15 protein-coding genes are annotated in these 16,798 nt (G+C 50.5%); 1 reads left to right on the forward strand and 14 read right to left on the reverse strand.

The features are described 5' to 3' along the window. Nucleotides 1–52 precede the first annotated feature (52 nt). From GmarT_RS21190 to GmarT_RS21200, 3 genes are read right to left on the reverse strand one after another with little or no spacing between them, the layout of a single operon-like run. Nucleotides 53–1,120, reverse strand: coding sequence for a tRNA dihydrouridine synthase (locus tag GmarT_RS21190; RefSeq protein WP_002643891.1), 1,068 nt, complete (start codon nt 1,118–1,120; stop codon nt 53–55). A 21-nt stretch (nt 1,121–1,141) separates the two neighbouring features. Further along, on the reverse strand, nt 1,142–1,783 hold the full coding sequence (locus tag GmarT_RS21195; protein WP_002643890.1) for a Maf family protein: 642 nt from the start codon (nt 1,781–1,783) through the stop codon (nt 1,142–1,144). 23 nt (nt 1,784–1,806) lie between these two features. Continuing rightward, nucleotides 1,807–2,055 (reverse strand): zinc ribbon domain-containing protein, encoded by a 249-nt coding sequence (locus GmarT_RS21200; protein ID WP_002643889.1) that lies wholly within the window; start codon nt 2,053–2,055, stop codon nt 1,807–1,809. Nucleotides 2,056–2,412: 357 nt separating this feature from the next. On the opposite strand from GmarT_RS21200, the gene GmarT_RS21205 reads away from it, so the two are divergent. Continuing rightward, a complete protein-coding gene (locus GmarT_RS21205) occupies nt 2,413–3,324 on the forward strand; it encodes a DUF1559 domain-containing protein (protein ID WP_002643887.1) in 912 nt (303 codons plus the stop codon). An 88-nt stretch (nt 3,325–3,412) separates the two neighbouring features. Here the strand turns inward: GmarT_RS21205 and hslU are convergent, their stop codons facing one another. From hslU to GmarT_RS21260, 11 genes are all read right to left on the reverse strand, one after another. Next, complete coding sequence (hslU, locus tag GmarT_RS21210) at nt 3,413–4,777, reverse strand: ATP-dependent protease ATPase subunit HslU (RefSeq protein ID WP_002643886.1); 1,365 nt, start codon at nt 4,775–4,777, stop codon at nt 3,413–3,415. Next, nucleotides 4,765–5,325 (reverse strand): ATP-dependent protease subunit HslV, encoded by a 561-nt coding sequence (hslV, locus tag GmarT_RS21215; protein WP_002643885.1) that lies wholly within the window; start codon nt 5,323–5,325, stop codon nt 4,765–4,767. The genes hslU and hslV overlap by 13 nt, the downstream gene beginning before the upstream one ends. Before the next feature lie 565 nt (nt 5,326–5,890). Beyond that, on the reverse strand, nt 5,891–6,196 hold the full coding sequence (locus GmarT_RS21220; RefSeq protein WP_002643883.1) for a YciI family protein: 306 nt from the start codon (nt 6,194–6,196) through the stop codon (nt 5,891–5,893). 111 nt (nt 6,197–6,307) lie between these two features. Next, nucleotides 6,308–6,892 (reverse strand): HD domain-containing protein, encoded by a 585-nt coding sequence (locus GmarT_RS21225; RefSeq protein ID WP_052301199.1) that lies wholly within the window; start codon nt 6,890–6,892, stop codon nt 6,308–6,310. Between the two features lie 294 nt (nt 6,893–7,186). Beyond that, the gene (locus GmarT_RS21230) at nt 7,187–8,605 is read right to left on the reverse strand and encodes a DUF1501 domain-containing protein (RefSeq protein WP_002643881.1); all 1,419 of its coding nucleotides are present in this window, start codon (nt 8,603–8,605) and stop codon (nt 7,187–7,189) included. Nucleotides 8,606–8,676: 71 nt separating this feature from the next. Further along, the gene (locus GmarT_RS21235; protein WP_149303207.1) at nt 8,677–11,172 is read right to left on the reverse strand and encodes a PSD1 and planctomycete cytochrome C domain-containing protein; all 2,496 of its coding nucleotides are present in this window, start codon (nt 11,170–11,172) and stop codon (nt 8,677–8,679) included. Nucleotides 11,173–11,398: 226 nt separating this feature from the next. After that, nucleotides 11,399–12,541, reverse strand: a complete 1,143-nt coding sequence (locus GmarT_RS21240) for an aminotransferase class V-fold PLP-dependent enzyme (protein ID WP_002643879.1) — start codon at nt 12,539–12,541, stop codon at nt 11,399–11,401. A 23-nt stretch (nt 12,542–12,564) separates the two neighbouring features. Then, nucleotides 12,565–13,380, reverse strand: coding sequence for an IclR family transcriptional regulator (locus tag GmarT_RS21245; RefSeq protein ID WP_002643878.1), 816 nt, complete (start codon nt 13,378–13,380; stop codon nt 12,565–12,567). A 150-nt stretch (nt 13,381–13,530) separates the two neighbouring features. Then, a complete protein-coding gene (locus GmarT_RS21250; protein WP_002643877.1) occupies nt 13,531–14,025 on the reverse strand; it encodes a hypothetical protein in 495 nt (164 codons plus the stop codon). A 24-nt stretch (nt 14,026–14,049) separates the two neighbouring features. Next, nucleotides 14,050–15,579, reverse strand: coding sequence for a SpoVR family protein (locus tag GmarT_RS21255; protein ID WP_044236124.1), 1,530 nt, complete (start codon nt 15,577–15,579; stop codon nt 14,050–14,052). Nucleotides 15,580–15,649: 70 nt separating this feature from the next. After that, nucleotides 15,650–16,756, reverse strand: coding sequence for a DUF444 family protein (locus GmarT_RS21260; RefSeq protein ID WP_002643875.1), 1,107 nt, complete (start codon nt 16,754–16,756; stop codon nt 15,650–15,652). Between the last annotated feature and the right edge of the window lie 42 nt (nt 16,757–16,798).

Below are 16,798 nucleotides of genomic sequence, written 5' to 3' on the forward strand. Positions count from 1 at the left end.
ATCCAAACAGCCTCTCTGATTTTTTCAGGAGGCTGTTTTTTTACAAATCAAATTACCAGCGTTCGACCGGACCGTTGGGTGTCTTTATCAACGCGGTCGGAACCGATGAATCCCGCTCGCCGTGCCGCAGGCGAATCTGTTCGATGATGTCCTTAAACTCCTCGTCGGACTCCAGACGCCGCAGCCGGTCCTCCAGATCTTCCGGAATTCCCAGGCGGGCACCATACCAGGCGGCAAACTTGCGGATCAGACGACAGCCATACAGTTCATGCTGCTCAAACATCAGACTGAAGTGGCGTTCCAGGAATTGGATCTGTTCGTCCCTGGTCGGTTCCGTCACCGGCTCATCACGAACTGCCTGTGATATCTTTCGAAAAATCCAGGGATCCAGCATGGCACCACGGCCAATGGAGACCGCTTCACATCCGGTCTGTTCGCGCATCCGAAATGCATCCTCAACAGTACAGACATCTCCGTTACCAATCACGGGGATCTGCTGAACGGCTTCGACAGTCTGCCTGATTCCCTGCAGATCCACGGTTCCCCCAAAGCCCTGATTGCGGGTGCGTCCGTGAACCGTAATCGCGGCTACACCTGCCTGCTCAAATTCTCGCGCTAAAAGCGGTGCGGTAATCGAATCGCGATCCCAGCCCAGTCGCATCTTAACCGTTACGGGGATAGATACGGCATCGACCACCTCCGCGACCAGTTGGCAGGCGGCATCCGGGGCACACATGATGCGGGCCCCCCCTCCGTTGCCATTAATCTTGGCCATGGGACAGCCCATATTGAGATCGACTGCGGCATAACCATGCTGTTCCAGCCAGCGGGCTGCGGCAACCAGTTCCGCCGTGATGCCTCCAAAGATCTGAATTGTCAAAGGTCGGTCGGCGGGAGAAGTCGTCAGCAGCGCCTTCGATTTGCGGCTGCCTGAGAGCAGATGCGACGCGAGTACCAGATCTGTCGTGCAAAGCCCCACGCCTCCCAGTTCACGAATGGCAACCCGAAAGGCGTGCTGCGTATAACCCGCCAGGGGCGCCAGGAAATAACGTGAGGCGAGAACCCGCCCCCCGATCTGGATTTCCTTAGTTTCCGTAGTACTCCACTGGATAATTGACATGAGCAGTTTCGAATTTGTGATTTATACGGTTTGTGAATGATTCAACATCTCGAACACAGTTTCCAGCGGCAATCCTACAACATTCGACAGGCTGCCTTCAATGCGGTTCACAAAAATACTCCCCGCTCCCTGAATCGCATACCCCCCTGCCTTACCGCGTGATTCCTGTGTCGAAAGATACCAGTCCAGCCGTGCGCGTATATACGCCTGATCGTAAAAAGTCACCTGTGTTTCTGCAGTCTGTATCATAATTCGCTGATTGACTCTCAGGCAAACCCCCGTCAGTACCTGATGAGTTTGCCCTGCATAGTCATTCAGAAACCAGTCTCGCACGGTCTCCTGCCAGTCTGACGTGGCTGGAGGCTGTCCCAACACAACCAGACCCACAGATTCCCGTTTGACGACCACAATCGTATCTGCAGTTAAGATTGGGACTGAATCATTCCCGGCAGCCTGCATCTGTTTAAAGACATCCTCATTTTTAGCAGTACAGATGGAAATCAGCTGCTGTTGGATCGCATCCAGTCCGTGCAGCGATTCAAACCCGGGTTCCTCCGGATCGGCAGGTGGTACAATTTCAATCTGAGTCTCCGGCAGAAGCTGTGAGAGCAGTTCATTTCGGCGAGGCGAACGGGATCCCAGAATGATTCGAGACAAATACATGCAGTGGCTTCTATTGATTCAAATTACATGAGAAAAATGAGGGCAAGAATGGTAGCAATGACTCCCACGATTCCCAGTGAGACCCACCAGCGGGGACGCTCGCTGAAAGGATGAGTATCCACGCTGATATACTCTCCACAAACCGGACAGGCAGGCGCCTCTTCATAAACGTCTGCTCCGCAGTGGGGGCAGACTATGGTTGACGTTTCCTCATCGAATTCCGACTCGTCAGGGTAATCTGCATCATATTCTGATTCCCAGTCTTCCTCCATGCTATAGCACCTTCCGCTGTTCAAGTCTTTTTTATCTGAGGGTAATGTCCAGTTATTCAGCGTAATTAACAGCCAAAGTTTCTACGTAGAACTCAAGTAGCTCGCATGACCTGATCAATCTGAAAAAAGTAATTTTTTTGCGTGAGATTCAGTGTATTTCCGGTATTCAACACTGGAACGTCAGTGTGCAGAGTTGAAATCAGTTCTGCAAGCCGCTTTCCGCTTCTTTCATATCGGTACTCATTGATATCGACTCCACGAAAGAGTACCAGACCCCCGCAATCTATCATTTTGCAGGCACACTGGCCTGCATTCTATTTCTATTCGATTCACAATTTTAACGACTGGAGAGTCAAGATGCAGCCTCGGAGCAAATCCGCGTTGGTTCAGAGAACCGGCTTTACACTGATTGAACTACTTGTGGTGATCGCAATTATCGCCATCCTGATTGCTTTATTGCTACCGGCCGTCCAACAGGCACGGGAAGCCGCCCGCCGCAGTACCTGCAAGAACAACGTGAAACAGATGGGACTGGCGCTGCACAACTACCATGAAACGCATCGCTGTTTCCCTCCAGGCTGGACGCAACCTTCGACTTCCTCTTCCTGTCAGCCCAGTTCTGTGAGCACCGGAGGCTGTCTTCCCGGCTGGGGTTGGGGAACCATGCTGCTGCCCTTCATCGATCGAGCCAATATGTATAACGCCTTGAATGTGAAAAGCACTCAACTGGTCGTCACTCCTTCCAAAGAATCCAAAACCACGATCCCGCTGTTTCGCTGTCCCTCCGATAATGGCAGTCAGTTGAATTCGGACCGAGGTGGCCACGCGACTTCCAACTATAAAACCATCTATGGCAGTCGCGGAACTGGCACATCGATTAATACGAGCCCACATAATGCAGCTGCTGGAAACGGTTCATTCTGGTCGAACAGTGACACACGAATCCGTGATCTCACAGACGGTGCCAGCAATACCGTGCTGATTGGCGAAACCGCAAGGGGACGCGTGGGATCAATCAACTACAATGGAGGCATCTGGGTGGGCTATTACGATAACGGCAAAACCGCGTCCGTCGTATGGAAGACGGAAAACCATCCATCTTCCCTCATCAACGGCACTTTGGCCTGGGCATTCAGCAGTCAGCATACCGGTGGTGCCCACTTCCTGTTAGGCGATGGTGGCGTCCGGTTTCTCAGTGAGAATATTGATGGAACAACGTATGAAAATCTGGGAAAAATCAGCGACGGAAATGTGATCGGCGAATTTTAACTGCCGACTGATTTGATTCCACGTACAATAAAAAAACTCCCCGGCTCAAATAGAATCGGGGAGTTTTTATTATAATTTCATTTACCGTTTAAAGGATGAACTTACTGAGATCTTCATCTTCCACGATAGAATGCAGTTTCTGTTGAACATAAGGCACATCGATCACAATTTTTTTCGTTTTGAGATCGGGCGCTTCAAAACTGACTTCTTCCAGCAGACGTTCCAGAATTGTATGCAGACGACGGGCACCAATATTCTGCGTGGTCTGATTCACATCAAAGGCAATTTTTGCCAGCTCTTCCAGACCATCCTGTTCGAATTTGATCTTCACGCCTTCGGTTTCCAGCAGAGCCTGATACTGCATCGTGATTGAACTGGTGGGCTCGGTCAGAATTCTGAGAAAATCATCGCGAGTCAGTTCCTGCAGTTCCACTCGAATCGGAAAACGTCCCTGCAGTTCGGGCATCAGATCGGAAGGTTTCGTACGATGAAAGGCACCGGCTGCGATAAACAGCATGTAGTCTGTTTTTACAGACCCGCTGCGAGTCTGCACAGTGGTTCCTTCGACGATGGGCAGCAAGTCGCGCTGCACACCCTGGCGGCTGACATCACCGCCTCGATTGCCGCCTTCTTCTGAAGTACAGATCTTGTCGAGTTCATCGATAAAGACGATCCCGCTGCGTTCCGCCAGTTGCACGGCTTCTTCGGCGATCGCATCTTTATCCATCAAGCCTTCGACCTCCTGTTCCAGCAGCACTCCGCGTGCTTCTTTCACGGACATTTTTCGATGCTTGCTCTGTTGAGGCATGATGCGTTCAAACATGCCCTGCAGATCGACGTCCATCTGGTCCATGCCCATATTGGAAAAGACCTGCACGGGAGAGCTTTTCGCGTCGATCGAGATTTCGACCTCTTTCTCTTCCAGTGCTCCCTGGCTCAGCATTTTGCGAAACTTGTCGCGGGTTCGTTCGTAGCGTTCCGATGCGTTTTCTTCCTTGCCTTCTTCGGTAGATTCACTGTAGGACGCTTCCCATTCCGGCCGGGGAATCAACAGGTCCAGCAGGCGTTCTTCCACACGGACTTTGGCTTTATCTACAACCTCCACGCGTTTCTTTTCACGAACCAGATTTTTTGCCGAGTCAACCAGATCGCGAACCATGCTTTCCACATCGCGTCCGTAATAACCCACTTCGGTATATTTGGTCGCTTCGACCTTGATGAAGGGAGCATTGATCAACTTTGCCAGGCGTCGCGTAATTTCGGTTTTACCAACACCCGTCGGACCGATCATGATAATATTTTTAGGCGTAATTTCGTTCCGCAGTTCATCGGGAAGCTGCTGCCAGCGCCAGCGGTTTCGCAGCGCGATGGCGACAGCGCGTTTCGCGTCATCCTGACCCACGATGTGTTTATCCAGTTCCGCGACGATCTGTCGAGGTGTTAACTCTTGCACTGCAGCTCCTCCACGATGATATTATTATTCGTATAGATATCGATGTCTGATGCGATTCCCAGCGAAGTTTTTACAATTTCCGCAGCCGACAGTTGGGAATGTCCGACCAGCGCCCGGGCTGCTGCGGTCGCGTAATTGCCTCCTGAACCGATGCCGATGATTCCATCCGAGGGCACCACCACATCCCCCTGACCGGTAATCAGCAGGCTGTGTTCGTCATTCACGACGATGATCAAGGCTTCCAGTTTTCGCAAGACGCGATCGGTTCGCCAGTCGCGTGCCAGTTCGGTTGCCGCCCGGGGCATATTACCCGGATAGTCCCGGGCTTTGACTTCGAAGCGTTCCAGTAGTGAAAACGCATCGGCGGTCGAACCGGCAAAACCACAGACAACCTGCCCGTCGAGAATCTTACGAATCTTGCGGGTATCGCTTTTCATCACCGTGTCGCCGTGAGTCACCTGTCCATCTCCGCCGATGGCGACCTGACCGTTATGACGCACTGTTAATATCGTTGTGGAACGCCATTTCTTATTATCTTTGGAACCCATATCACTGTTTTCATAAAAATAATTGCTGATAATTTGAATCGTTACCCATCACGGCAAGACACCATAGAACAGTCCCGGAAGACATGCAAGCTTATGCTGAATGAATCAGCGCTCGCCCTGTCTAAATTGTAGCGTGTTCCCGAAGTTTGGAAATAAGCAGCCTGGACTGTATCCAGTTTTACAGTAGCGTTTCCATGTCAGTTCGGCCCGCGTATATTAGATTGCGAGAGGCAATACCTGAAAGTGAATCGCTCTGGAATGCATTAGATTCCAGATCACCTCTCTGCGATCATAGTCTTTCTGCAACATGATTTTCAATTGCAGCGTTTTCGCATGCTTTTTGCTTGATGGGTGGAAAATGAATTCCGTAGCGGGTCGGATCAGAAAACCACTCAATTCGAGTGTGCAATACATGTTGGTTTGTTATTCATAACTCTGACTATCGCTTGGATTAATCCGCACTACGAAGCGGCATCGGCTTGAATGTATATTGTCGGGCCGCACCTGCTGCACCATTTCCATGCCACTCTCAAGACCGCGGGTCGAACCCAAAGACGCGTAACTCCTAATCACATCGGCAGGCTTTCGCGATGCGCGCGGCCCACGCGACGGCCTCCTCGCGCGATGGTAGGTCGAGTACCGTGAAGCCACCATTGAGTGGAGGCGCCCACGGGTATCCTCCTGCGGCGAATGTTCCATCAGCAGAGACAAGCACCGGCGGGACCGCTTCGTCGATACCACCGGCGAAGACATAGACGCCGACGGCTTTCGCTTCCTCAATTACCGCGTGTGCGTCGCGACCAACCGCCTCCAGATCACCATCGGGTATTATCATCGCTGCGCTTGGAAATGAGATCAGGTATTTCGCCATAGAATTCTTTCTCCAGGAATGGATGACAGTCGTGCGCGATGTACTTTGCCGAACGCCTCACTCTGCGGAAATTTACGAGCACCAGCGAGTAAATTCCGTAGCAGCGCCTTATCAGGAACCATTCAGCCACCCTTGCTCAACAGCATATTCTACCTTTGAAATAAACCAGACATATATTTCGTAATTTTCATCCTCGATAAATTGATGCATTTTCAACACTTGATCCTTGTGTATTCCGTTATCCTGCCATGATCGACCTTCGCTGGTGATGTTGTGAAGAAAGGGCAACAAGCGATCAATAACTTTTAAGAGTTTCGCTTCCTTACTCTCTCCTGCCTCTTGCTCTTCCCAAAGTCCAATGATATTTCCTATAGGATTTCCTGGGTGCAAAGCTATTTTTTCTACACATTTGCGTTCTTCGATATGTGCATCACTTCTATTGGTACTGTAAAGAAAAGTGTCTCCCGCTTCGATTTCACCAAGATCATGGAGCAACGCAAGCTTGATGAGCTTCGAAATGTCATATTCTTCCTGAAACAATTCTGCAAACGCCCAGCAGGCCATAGCTAAATGCCATGAATGCTCAGCCGAATTTTCCAGTCGCTCTCCGCCATTGATGTAGGAGCGGCGATTTATAGACTTCAAAGCATCTAATTGAAGTAAAAAATCAGAAATCTTTGAGATCCTCTCGGACAATCCTGGCCTCCTGACTTGTATCGCTATGATATTGATAAATGGTTTTTATCCGTGATTGACATAACATAACACGCGAAAACGCACTGGGCGGGAACAATCGCTAAGCCATTCATTATCCGAAAACCACTAGAACGCGTCTCATTTAAGTATAGCGTATCTCAATCTTATATACTCGGGCCAAACAGCCCTGGAGACGCTATGGTTAAATGTGATGCGCGCTAGAAAGTCTAAATTAAAAAACCCTTCTTCACAAGAAGAAGGGTTTGAATGAATCTGATTTTGTATTGATTCAGTTTACGCGAGAATTCCATGGGCCACATGGCCGGCCACATCGGTCAGGCGGAAGTCACGGCCCGCGTATCGGTACGTCAGTTTTTCGTGGTCCATTCCGAGGAGGTGCAATAGAGTGGCATGGAAATCGTGGATATGCATTTTATCTTTGGCGGCATAGTAACCGAACTCATCAGTGGCGCCATATTTGATTCCGGATTTCACGCCGCCACCAGCAAGCCACATGGTGAAGCCTTCCGGATTGTGATCGCGTCCATTTTTCCCCTGGGCTGTCGGAGTCCGACCGAACTCCCCTCCCCAGATGACCAGGGTATCTTTCAACAGGCCACGCTGTTTGAGGTCTTTCAATAACCCGGCGATCGGCTTATCAACTTCTTTCGCGTTTTTGCCGTGACCTTCCAGCAGGTTGCCATGTTGATCCCACTGCACTTTCTGGTCACTGTGTGAAACCTGAATAAAACGCACGCCCCGTTCCGCAAAGCGACGGGCCATCAGGCACTGGCGGCCGAAGTCAGCAGTCTGCTCTTCATCGAGACCATACATTTTCATGGTGGCTTCGGTTTCGCCGGAGATATCCTGGATTTCGGGAACTTCTTCCTGCATGCGGAATGCAAGTTCGAATGAGCCGATGCGGTCATTCAGAATCTGGTTGGGGCCGGTTTCTTCCTGATGCATGCGGTTCAGATCGTTGAGAAAATCGACCTGTTTGCGCTGTATTTTGCGGGTAAGAAAATCGTTTTTGATATATTCAATCTGTGCCTGCTTAGCGGCGACGGCAGCATTCCCCAGCGGCGTTCCCTGGTAGGGAGCCGGCAGAAATGCGGAACTCCAGTTTTTCACTCCGCCGTGTGCCAGTGTCGGGCAGATGGTAATGAAGCCGGGGAGATTCTGGTTTTCAGTCCCCAGTCCATAAGTTACCCACGATCCCATACTGGGTCGTACAAAGGCATCGCTGCCGGTATGCAGTTTGAGTAACGCGCCTCCATGGGCCGCGTTGGTTCCATGCAGCGAGTTGATGATACACAGATCGTCCACGCATTCCGCCACATTGGGGAACAGTTCGCTGACGTGAATACCACTCTCGCCGTACTGTTTGAACTTCCATGGTGATTTTAACAGGTTACCGGTCGGGGCAAACTGCACCCGGGGCTTATCAAAGGGGAGTGGTTTACCATCATACTTCTGCAGTTGCGGCTTATAATCGAACGTATCCATGTGGGAGGGCCCCCCCTTCATGAACAGAAAGATGACCCGTTTGGCCCGTGGCGTGAAATGGGGTTCTTTCGGGGCGAGGGGATCTTTTGATTTCGAAGCCTGGGCTTCGTCATTCAACATGGAGAGTAAGGCGAGGTTCCCGAAACCGACGGCTGATTTTTTCAGCAGTTCCCGGCGGGAAAATAATGATTGAGGTAGGATACTCATAACGTGTCTCGTTTATTATTGAACAGTTTCAAGTTGATTCTGGTTTTTACATTCTGGTTGACTGAACCCGATTACCGGAGATAGATAAATTCGCTCGATGCAAAAATCGACTGACAGAGCACCTGCCAGCTGCGGGTGATTCGTTTCTCGGAATCAGTCTCTTCTGCCTGCAGTTCTTTTTCCAGTTCCTCCAGGAAGTGCAGAGACTTGCTGACTTCCATTTCCGTCGGAGGTCGTCCAAAGGACTTCAGGAACAGTTCCTGAATCTTCTGTTCGGGCGATAATGCCGTCTGGTGTAAAATGCTTTCTGCCATGCGGTGCGATGCTTCTTCTACCAGTTCGCTGTTCAACAGAAACAGTGCCTGTGGCGCGACAGTCGTCGCGGAACGATCGCCGTTTAATACACTGGCGTCAGAATAATCAAACAGCATAAACATCCCATACAGGTGATTGCGGATCACAGGCAGATAGATGGAACGCCGATTAAAATCGTATGTGACGCCATCTTTTGATTCGTGATTGAAGACAAACTCACGGTTCCCCACATTTAGTAGAGATCCCCCCAGAGCGGGATCGAGGCCATCACTGACGGACAGAATGGAGTCGCGAATCGATTCGGCATCCAGGCGTCGCACATCAACACGCCACATCAACCTGTTACCCGGATCGACGGCAGCCGCCTGTGCATTGAATTCGCTGCTCATCTGCCAGGTGTTGGAGAGCAGAATCAGACGATGCAGTTCCTTCAGGGACCAGCCTTCCTCCATCAGTGTAACAGCCATCCAATCCAGTAGAGGCTGATTGGTTGGTTTGGCTCCCAGTTTTCCGAAGTTATCCGGGGTAGCGACAATTCCCTTGCCAAAGTGCCAGCGCCAGACCCGGTTCGCGATCACGCGTGAGGTTAAAGGATGCTCTCTGCTGGTGAGCCATTCTGCTAACTTCAGACGACCACTCTGTTTTTCAGGAAACGGATTCTGTGGCTGCTGACTCAGAACAACAGGGACATGGCGGGGCACAGTTTCCCCCAGCGTCAGATGACTGCCACGAATATGGATGGGAACGTCGGTGGTCTCCCGTTCGGCTGCTCCCATTGCTGTGGGAACTTCAGGCCGTTCTTTTTTCAGTGATGCAACCTGGTCGCGCAGCGCTTTCAATTTTGCCTGGACCTCTTTGGAATAAGAGGCTTCCGGCTTCTTGGGCAGTTTAAATTCTTTGCCCCCCTCTGTCTGGAGCCGTTCATTTTCTGATTTGACCAGCGCGGCAATTTGATCTTCTTCTGCCTTGATCTTCTGATCCCAGTCTGCCTGTACTTTCAGTTCCGCTTCTGTCGCGAGCGAGTTTTCGTTCCAGCGGCCAATTGTCTTGTAACTCTCCATGATTTTGGTGCTTTTCAAGATCCCCGCCAGACCATAATAATCGTTCGCTGAAATTGGATCGAATTTGTGATCATGGCAACGGGCACAGCCGAGTGTCATGCCCATCAGCGAGACGCCAATCGTATTGATCTGCTCGTCGATGATGTCCATTTCCATTTTGGTTTTATCGACTTCGGCTAGAACTTTCGGACCTAATAACAGGAAACCGGTGGCTGTCAAACGCTCATTGCGTTCGACAACATCTTTCGCTGGCTCCAGCAAATCACCGGCGAGCTGCTCTTTGAGGAATAGATCGTAAGGCTTGTCTTTATTCAACGCATTCACGACATAGTCGCGATATTTCCATGCGGTCCCATACGCCACATTCTCGTCCAGACCATTGGAATCGGCATAGCGGGCGACGTCCAGCCAGTGGCGCCCCCAGTGTTCGCCGTAATGGGGTGAAGCCAGCAGACGATCCACCACTTTTTCGAAGGCGTCGGGAGAGGAGTCGTTCAGAAAGTTTTCGATTTCCTGGGGCGTCGGAGGCAGCCCGGTCAGATCAAAAGTGGTCCGCCGAATCAACGTGCGTTTGTCTGCAGGACGGGCTGGTGTCAATCCCGCCTGCTCCAACTGCTGCAGAATAAACTGATCAATCGGATTTTTGACCCACGACTTCTGTTTGACTTCAGGCAGCGCCGGTTTTTTCACTGTCTGGAACGACCAGAATTCGCGTTCTTTCTCCAGATCGTATTTGCCCTTGTCGCTGGGGTCACGCAACAGACTTAAATCGGCATTGGGATAGGGCGCTCCCATTTTGACCCAGTTCGTCAGGTCTGCAATTTCCTCTTTACTCATTTTTTCGTCGGGAGGCATCTGCAGATCGTTGGACTGATACTTGACGGCCGTGATCAACAGACTCTGTTCCGGTTTGCCGGGAACGATCAGTGAACCCGCTTTGCCTCCCTGGGCAATACCTTTGAATGTATCAACGCGCAAATCCGATTCCTGAGTATCTTCGCCATGACAGTCATAGCAGTGCTTGATCAACAGGGGACGGATTTTTGCTTCAAAAAACTGGATCTGTTGCTGGTCGGGTTCCTTCTCGGCAGCCTGAAGTGGAGAGACACTCACAGCAGCGAGAACGATTAATACTCCGCATGAACCCTGTTTTACGAAAGTACAGAAACAATCTCGTAAACGAGCAGACATCTTCATGATTTTTCCCAGCGGTTTCAGGTAGGAACCACAAATTGATTTAGTGGAGCGAGAGTCTCTCACACCAATAATGAGCGGCTATTGAGTGAAGGTAAGAACTTTTGAAGAATGAGCTTATGTCTTACCTCTATTATATATTCTCTGGTCCAGAAGTCAGCAAAAATACCGACTTAAAACAGTTTCTCAACGACTTTTTAAACGCCTGGTAGCCATAAACCACCTAATTTCCAACAAAACTCTTCGCGAGTGCGTGATTTAATTCACTCAGGAACGTCTCTACATTTTCCATCGTATTATAACCATGCAAGGCCACGCGGATGCGTCCGGCGTGGTACATGGGGTGAATCTGTTTACTGTGCAGATGCTGATAAATACGTTCAGCATCGGGGTGTCGAAAGGCAATAATCCCTGCCAGATGCTCAGTACTGCGGGGCGAGATCAATTCAACGGAGGTTTCTTTCAGCCCTGCGAGACAAGCTTCTACCAGTGGTGTCGCTGCCCGATTGATCTCATCGACGCCCGTCGAAGTAATGTAATCCAGCGCTGCCCTGATAGCATAGACGGCGGGATAATTGGGCATGCCCACGGTAAAGCTGGCAGCGCCCGGCAGACTTTCTGCCCCTTCGAAACGCTGATCGCCGAAGGCATCTTTCAGATTGAACCAGCCGCCTGCAGGAACCGTCCAATCCCGGGCTTTGGCGGAAGGAACTCCGACCAGTCCGCCGCCATGCGATGCGAGAATCCACTTGTGAGTACTGCTGACGATTAAATCGATGTCTGTCAGATCGAGCGGGATCCGGCCCAAAGCCTGGGTCACGTCCAGCGCAATCAACGCAGAAGAGTTCGCACGAATGGTCTGAATCACATCCTGCAGGGGAATTTTATATCCATTGAAAAAACTGACCAGCGAAATACTGACGACCCTGGTTTTTTCGCTGAGCAGCGATTTCAGATCTTCGAGGTGCAGCTCCCAGTCGCGAGACTTCCAGACCTTCACGGTCGCCGGACAGCTCTGCTGTAGTCCATAAGTATAACTGGCAGGAAAATCCAGATCGCTGACAATGATTTCATCACCCGTTTTCAGCTGCAGTGCCTGGTAAGCAAGATTGAAGGCCTCTGAGCTGCAGGAGCAGATGCTGACTTCTTCAGAACTCAAACCGTACATCTGAGCCAGCAGTTCTTTTGCTGCATCCCACTGCGTTTCATGCAACTTTCTGCCATCCATGCCCAGCAGTTTATCCTGAAAATACTGCTGAAATGCATTCCCGACAGATAACGGAGGAATACCTTCTGCCGCCGTATTTAAGTAGACGCGTTCCCCCAAACTGGGAAAGTCCTGGTCTCGCGTTGACTGATCTAGCATGAAAACTCCGTTCAATTCACCTGTTATGTTGATTTGACGCCATGGGCAGGGGCATCCAGTTGACTGATCATGGTCGGCCCGAACTCACTGGATATTGCCTGTGAACACTCCAGCATGGCAGAAGAAATACGGGCGCTTTCATCCGCTTCGCCCACTCGCAGAATATGGGAAACACATAAGACCGCCAGCAGTCTGCCATCCGCGCCGAGTATTGGTGTCGCGGTATCCTGAACGCCGACAATCAGCGTACTTTCCATCGTGCGGAAACCGGACTGCCTGATGCTGGCAAACTCGCTTTCCCACTTTTTGATCTGCCCTGCCGGCTGATCTGACTGCTCCCAGTATTTCTGACGCTGATCAGCGGTATGAAACGCCAGCGCAACATGGCCGCTGTTGCGTTCGTGTAATTTGAAGCTGGCACCGATGCGGACTGCCAGGGAAACATCGGCATCACAGTCCACACGGGCGATCACCAGCATCTTATTGCGAACAACCAGATTCAAATGACAGGATTCATTCAGTTCATTTGTCAATGATTCCATGTGAGGCGTGGCCCGGGCAATCAAAGCTTCGGTGCTGGCATGTTTCGCCCCCAGCTCAAACAGCTTGGTACTCATGCGGTAACCCTGATTGGCATCCCGGATCAGGTAGCCCTGCTCATTCAGACAGGCCATGACCCGGAACAGCTCCTGTTTGGTGCGTCCCAGTCGCTCTGCAATATCCGTTAAAGTGAGTGGCTGAGAGATCCCCGACAGGAGTTCCAGCACTTCCAGACCCTTTTCCAGAGCCGGTACCCGGTATGATAATCTTGATTCGGTTCGCTCTAATGTTTTACTCATGAAATATGATTTTACATATAAAACACCTTTCGTCAAGCACGAAATCCGAATTTACAACCTTAACCTATCCTGAAAAGAGAAAACACCTCAGGTCACTGGTACCTGAGGTGTTTTACTGGATTTCGTCTCTTGATGAGGTTAAATCGGAGTTTATGGAACCGTATTTACGAGGTCTTCGACCAGCTTTTTGAGAACCTCGTGAGTCACCTGTAAATCGACCTGGGTCCGACCGGTCTGACCTTTTTGAGACTCAAAGCGTTTGAGACTGAAATTGCCGTTCGTGTGGGAGGACAGAATCACTTCATAAAACCGGGTGCCGGCCGGTTTCTGGTCCGGAGGCGTCGATCGAATGAGCACCTGGCCTGCATCCTCATCGTATTCCAGCGGACCAATGTTTTCGAGCAGATAAGTGATCCGTTGACAGAGCTTCTGTCCCCATTCTTTGAGTTTATCGAACGTGGCCTGTGTCAGCGCAGGGACATTGACGCGGATTTCCTGAAAGGAACAGCTCATGGTATCGACTGAGGTAAAATCAAGCATGAGTTCGATTTTACCTTTCGCAGCGAGTGTTACCGTGCGAGGCTGTGCAGAATGAAAGCCGACCAGTTGAATCAGTTCATGATTGAGTTGATTTAATACAGTCATAGGGAAATCCTCCTGACGAGGATCTTATGTTTTCTCTTTGGAATTCGTGGAGTGTTTTTTACCGTCATAGCTCAGAATCGTGGGGCGATCGTCTACGACGGTTTCGATATTCACGGGACGTTTCCAGATGGTATGCAGGTTAGCCAATGTATCCTGGGCATAATCGAGCTTGAGTTCTACTCCCAAATACTCATGCTCCAGGTAGAGTTCACCTCGATTTTTATAGTTCGCATCCTGCACATAAATGACCGGGCGTCCATGGTTGCTCAGGCTGCTCAACAGCTGCTGCTTGATCTGCTGAAATTCTCGTGACTGAATTTCATAAGTTTTGTTGGAATCGTTAAAGGCAAAGGAGAACATTTTCTGTTTGTAACAGAACTCGGGAGTGAGGAAGGTATCAATAAAAGTAATGTCATTATGAATCCGCCTGACTTCGAAGATCTTTTCCCGACCTAAGCCGAGATCCTGATCCCAGTGTTCTTTCTGATACATGTCGGTGCAGTTCTCGTATTCCGGACCGAACTGGCCTTTATTCCAGCGTTCTTCGATATCCTTGAGCAGTTCGATTCCCAGTTTGTAGGGATTCAGGCGATTCGGGCTGGTAGCCATCGTGCCACTGTGATGGTCGGCGTAGTTAATGAGCCCTTCATCCGTCAGACCATGTCGGGTCATGATGGTGGAATGCCAGAAACTGGCCCAGCCTTCATTCATAATTTTCGTCTGTCCCTGGGGCGCGAAGTAGCAGGCTTCATCGCGGATGATGGTCAGCACATCCCGCTGCCAGTCTTCCAGGGGCGCATACTGAATGAGAAAGTACAGGACATCCCGCATCCGCTCTTTGGGAAACTTGAGCTGGTCGGAAAGTTCCCGCGCTTTCTGCCTTTTCTGATTGGCTTCTTCCTCCAGGACATCCTCGGGATTGATGTACCGATCCATATAATACTTGGCCGGAAAGCGTCCGCCGGTACTCTCGTTTTCTTCGTCAGTCCGTTTCTTCGTTTCTTCCCGGGTTTCCGTTTTCTGTGTTCTGCGGATGTGGGGTGCATACGGATCAATCAGGCTTTCCAGCGAGAGACAGGTATCGATGAATGTCTCAACCACTTCGTAGCCATAATTGTCAATATGGCGATTCATGCGGGTGGCATGGTTGGCCATCTGGTCCAGCATTTTTCGATTGGTCTGTGAGAACCAGGCATTGTTCTTAAAAAAATCACAGTGTCCATATACGTGGGCAATCACCAGTTTCTGGTCGGTGATATCATTCGCGCTGAGCAGATAAGCGTAGCAGGGATCAGTGTTGATCACCATTTCGTAGATTTTCTGCAGGCCGTAGGAGTACCCTTTCATCAACTCATCGTACTGTGCCCCGAACCGCCAGTGTGGATACCGAACCGGAAACCCGCCATACGCGGCGAACATGCTCAGCTCTTCATAGTCCAGGACTTCAAAGATGGTTTTGAAGAAGTCCAGGCCGTAATCGAGCGCATGCTGTTCCATCTCCTGCTGGATATCGCTTAACTCTTGCGGCAAAGGTCGGTAAGTTGTCACTACCATAAGATTCTCCGTCAGCTCGTGTTGTCAGTGAAATGATACGCTGACTGGCTGCTGTAAATCACAACAGTTTTTACTTGCCTGTTCCCAGGAATGTTTTGATGGAACCGTAAATCGCTTCCTTATCATCTATTTCCGAGAGGATCAGGTTATCGAACTCCTCTTCCACTTTACGGAGTTCTTTTATGAAATCCCCCGATCCATACGGACTGCGGACCTGCCCGTAACAGAACAAATTACAGATCGGAAACAGATTCTGTTTGAGATTTTCGATACAGTCCGTATTGTCTTCTCCCCAGTTGTCTCCATCTGAAAACTGAAAACAGTAAATATTCCATTGGGAGGGGGGAAAGTCGCGTTTGATAATGTGGTCGGCAGCCCGGTAAGCGGATGAGATACGCGTCCCGCCGCTCTCTCGAACGCGGTAAAACGTATCCTCATCCACTTCATGAGCAACAGCGTCATGCACAATATAACGACGTTCAATGCCGTCATACTGCCGCTTGAGCCAGGTATCGATCCAGAAGGCTTCCGTGCGGACAATTTCTTTCTGCACGTCGGTCATTGATCCGGAGACATCCATCATATAGATGACCGCGGCATTCGTATGCGGCTCGGAAACGGTCTTCCAGCTGCGAAAGCGTTCGTCATCTTTAGTGGGAACGATAAACGGATCTTTGGGATCGTAATTATTTGTGGCAATCATCCGTCTGAGTGCCCGTTTGTAAGTGCGCTTAAAATGACGCAGCGAATCCGGGCCTGTCGGCCGGATCGAGGTATAGCGGTCTTTCTGAGAAGTAAGGGCATCTTCCCCCTTGGGTTCAATCCGCGGGAGTTCCAGTGCTTCGCCGAGCATGTCGGCCAGTTCCTCAAGCGTTAATTCGACTTCGCGAATATGCTGTCCGCGTTCATTACCAGCCTGACCGGGACCGTCTCCGTCCCCTTTGCCGCGACCGATGGGCTGACCGACTTCGCCTTCTCCCTGTCCGACACCGCCGCTCCCTTTTTCGCCGTGCTGGAAATGGGGGATCTCAATATTGGGAACAGGGATACTGACGGTCTCGCGGCCTTTGCGACCAATCATTTCACCATGATTGATGTATTTCCGGAGCTGTTGTCGGACCTTCCCTTTTATAATTTTATCGAACCGTTGCTGGTCACGATCTATTCTTCGTACCATGGTATCGAGCCCCTTTCAGAACAGGGAATCAGAGTGAGTCGG

The organism is Gimesia maris (genome assembly GCF_008298035.1).
Classification (GTDB): domain Bacteria; phylum Planctomycetota; class Planctomycetia; order Planctomycetales; family Planctomycetaceae; genus Gimesia; species Gimesia maris.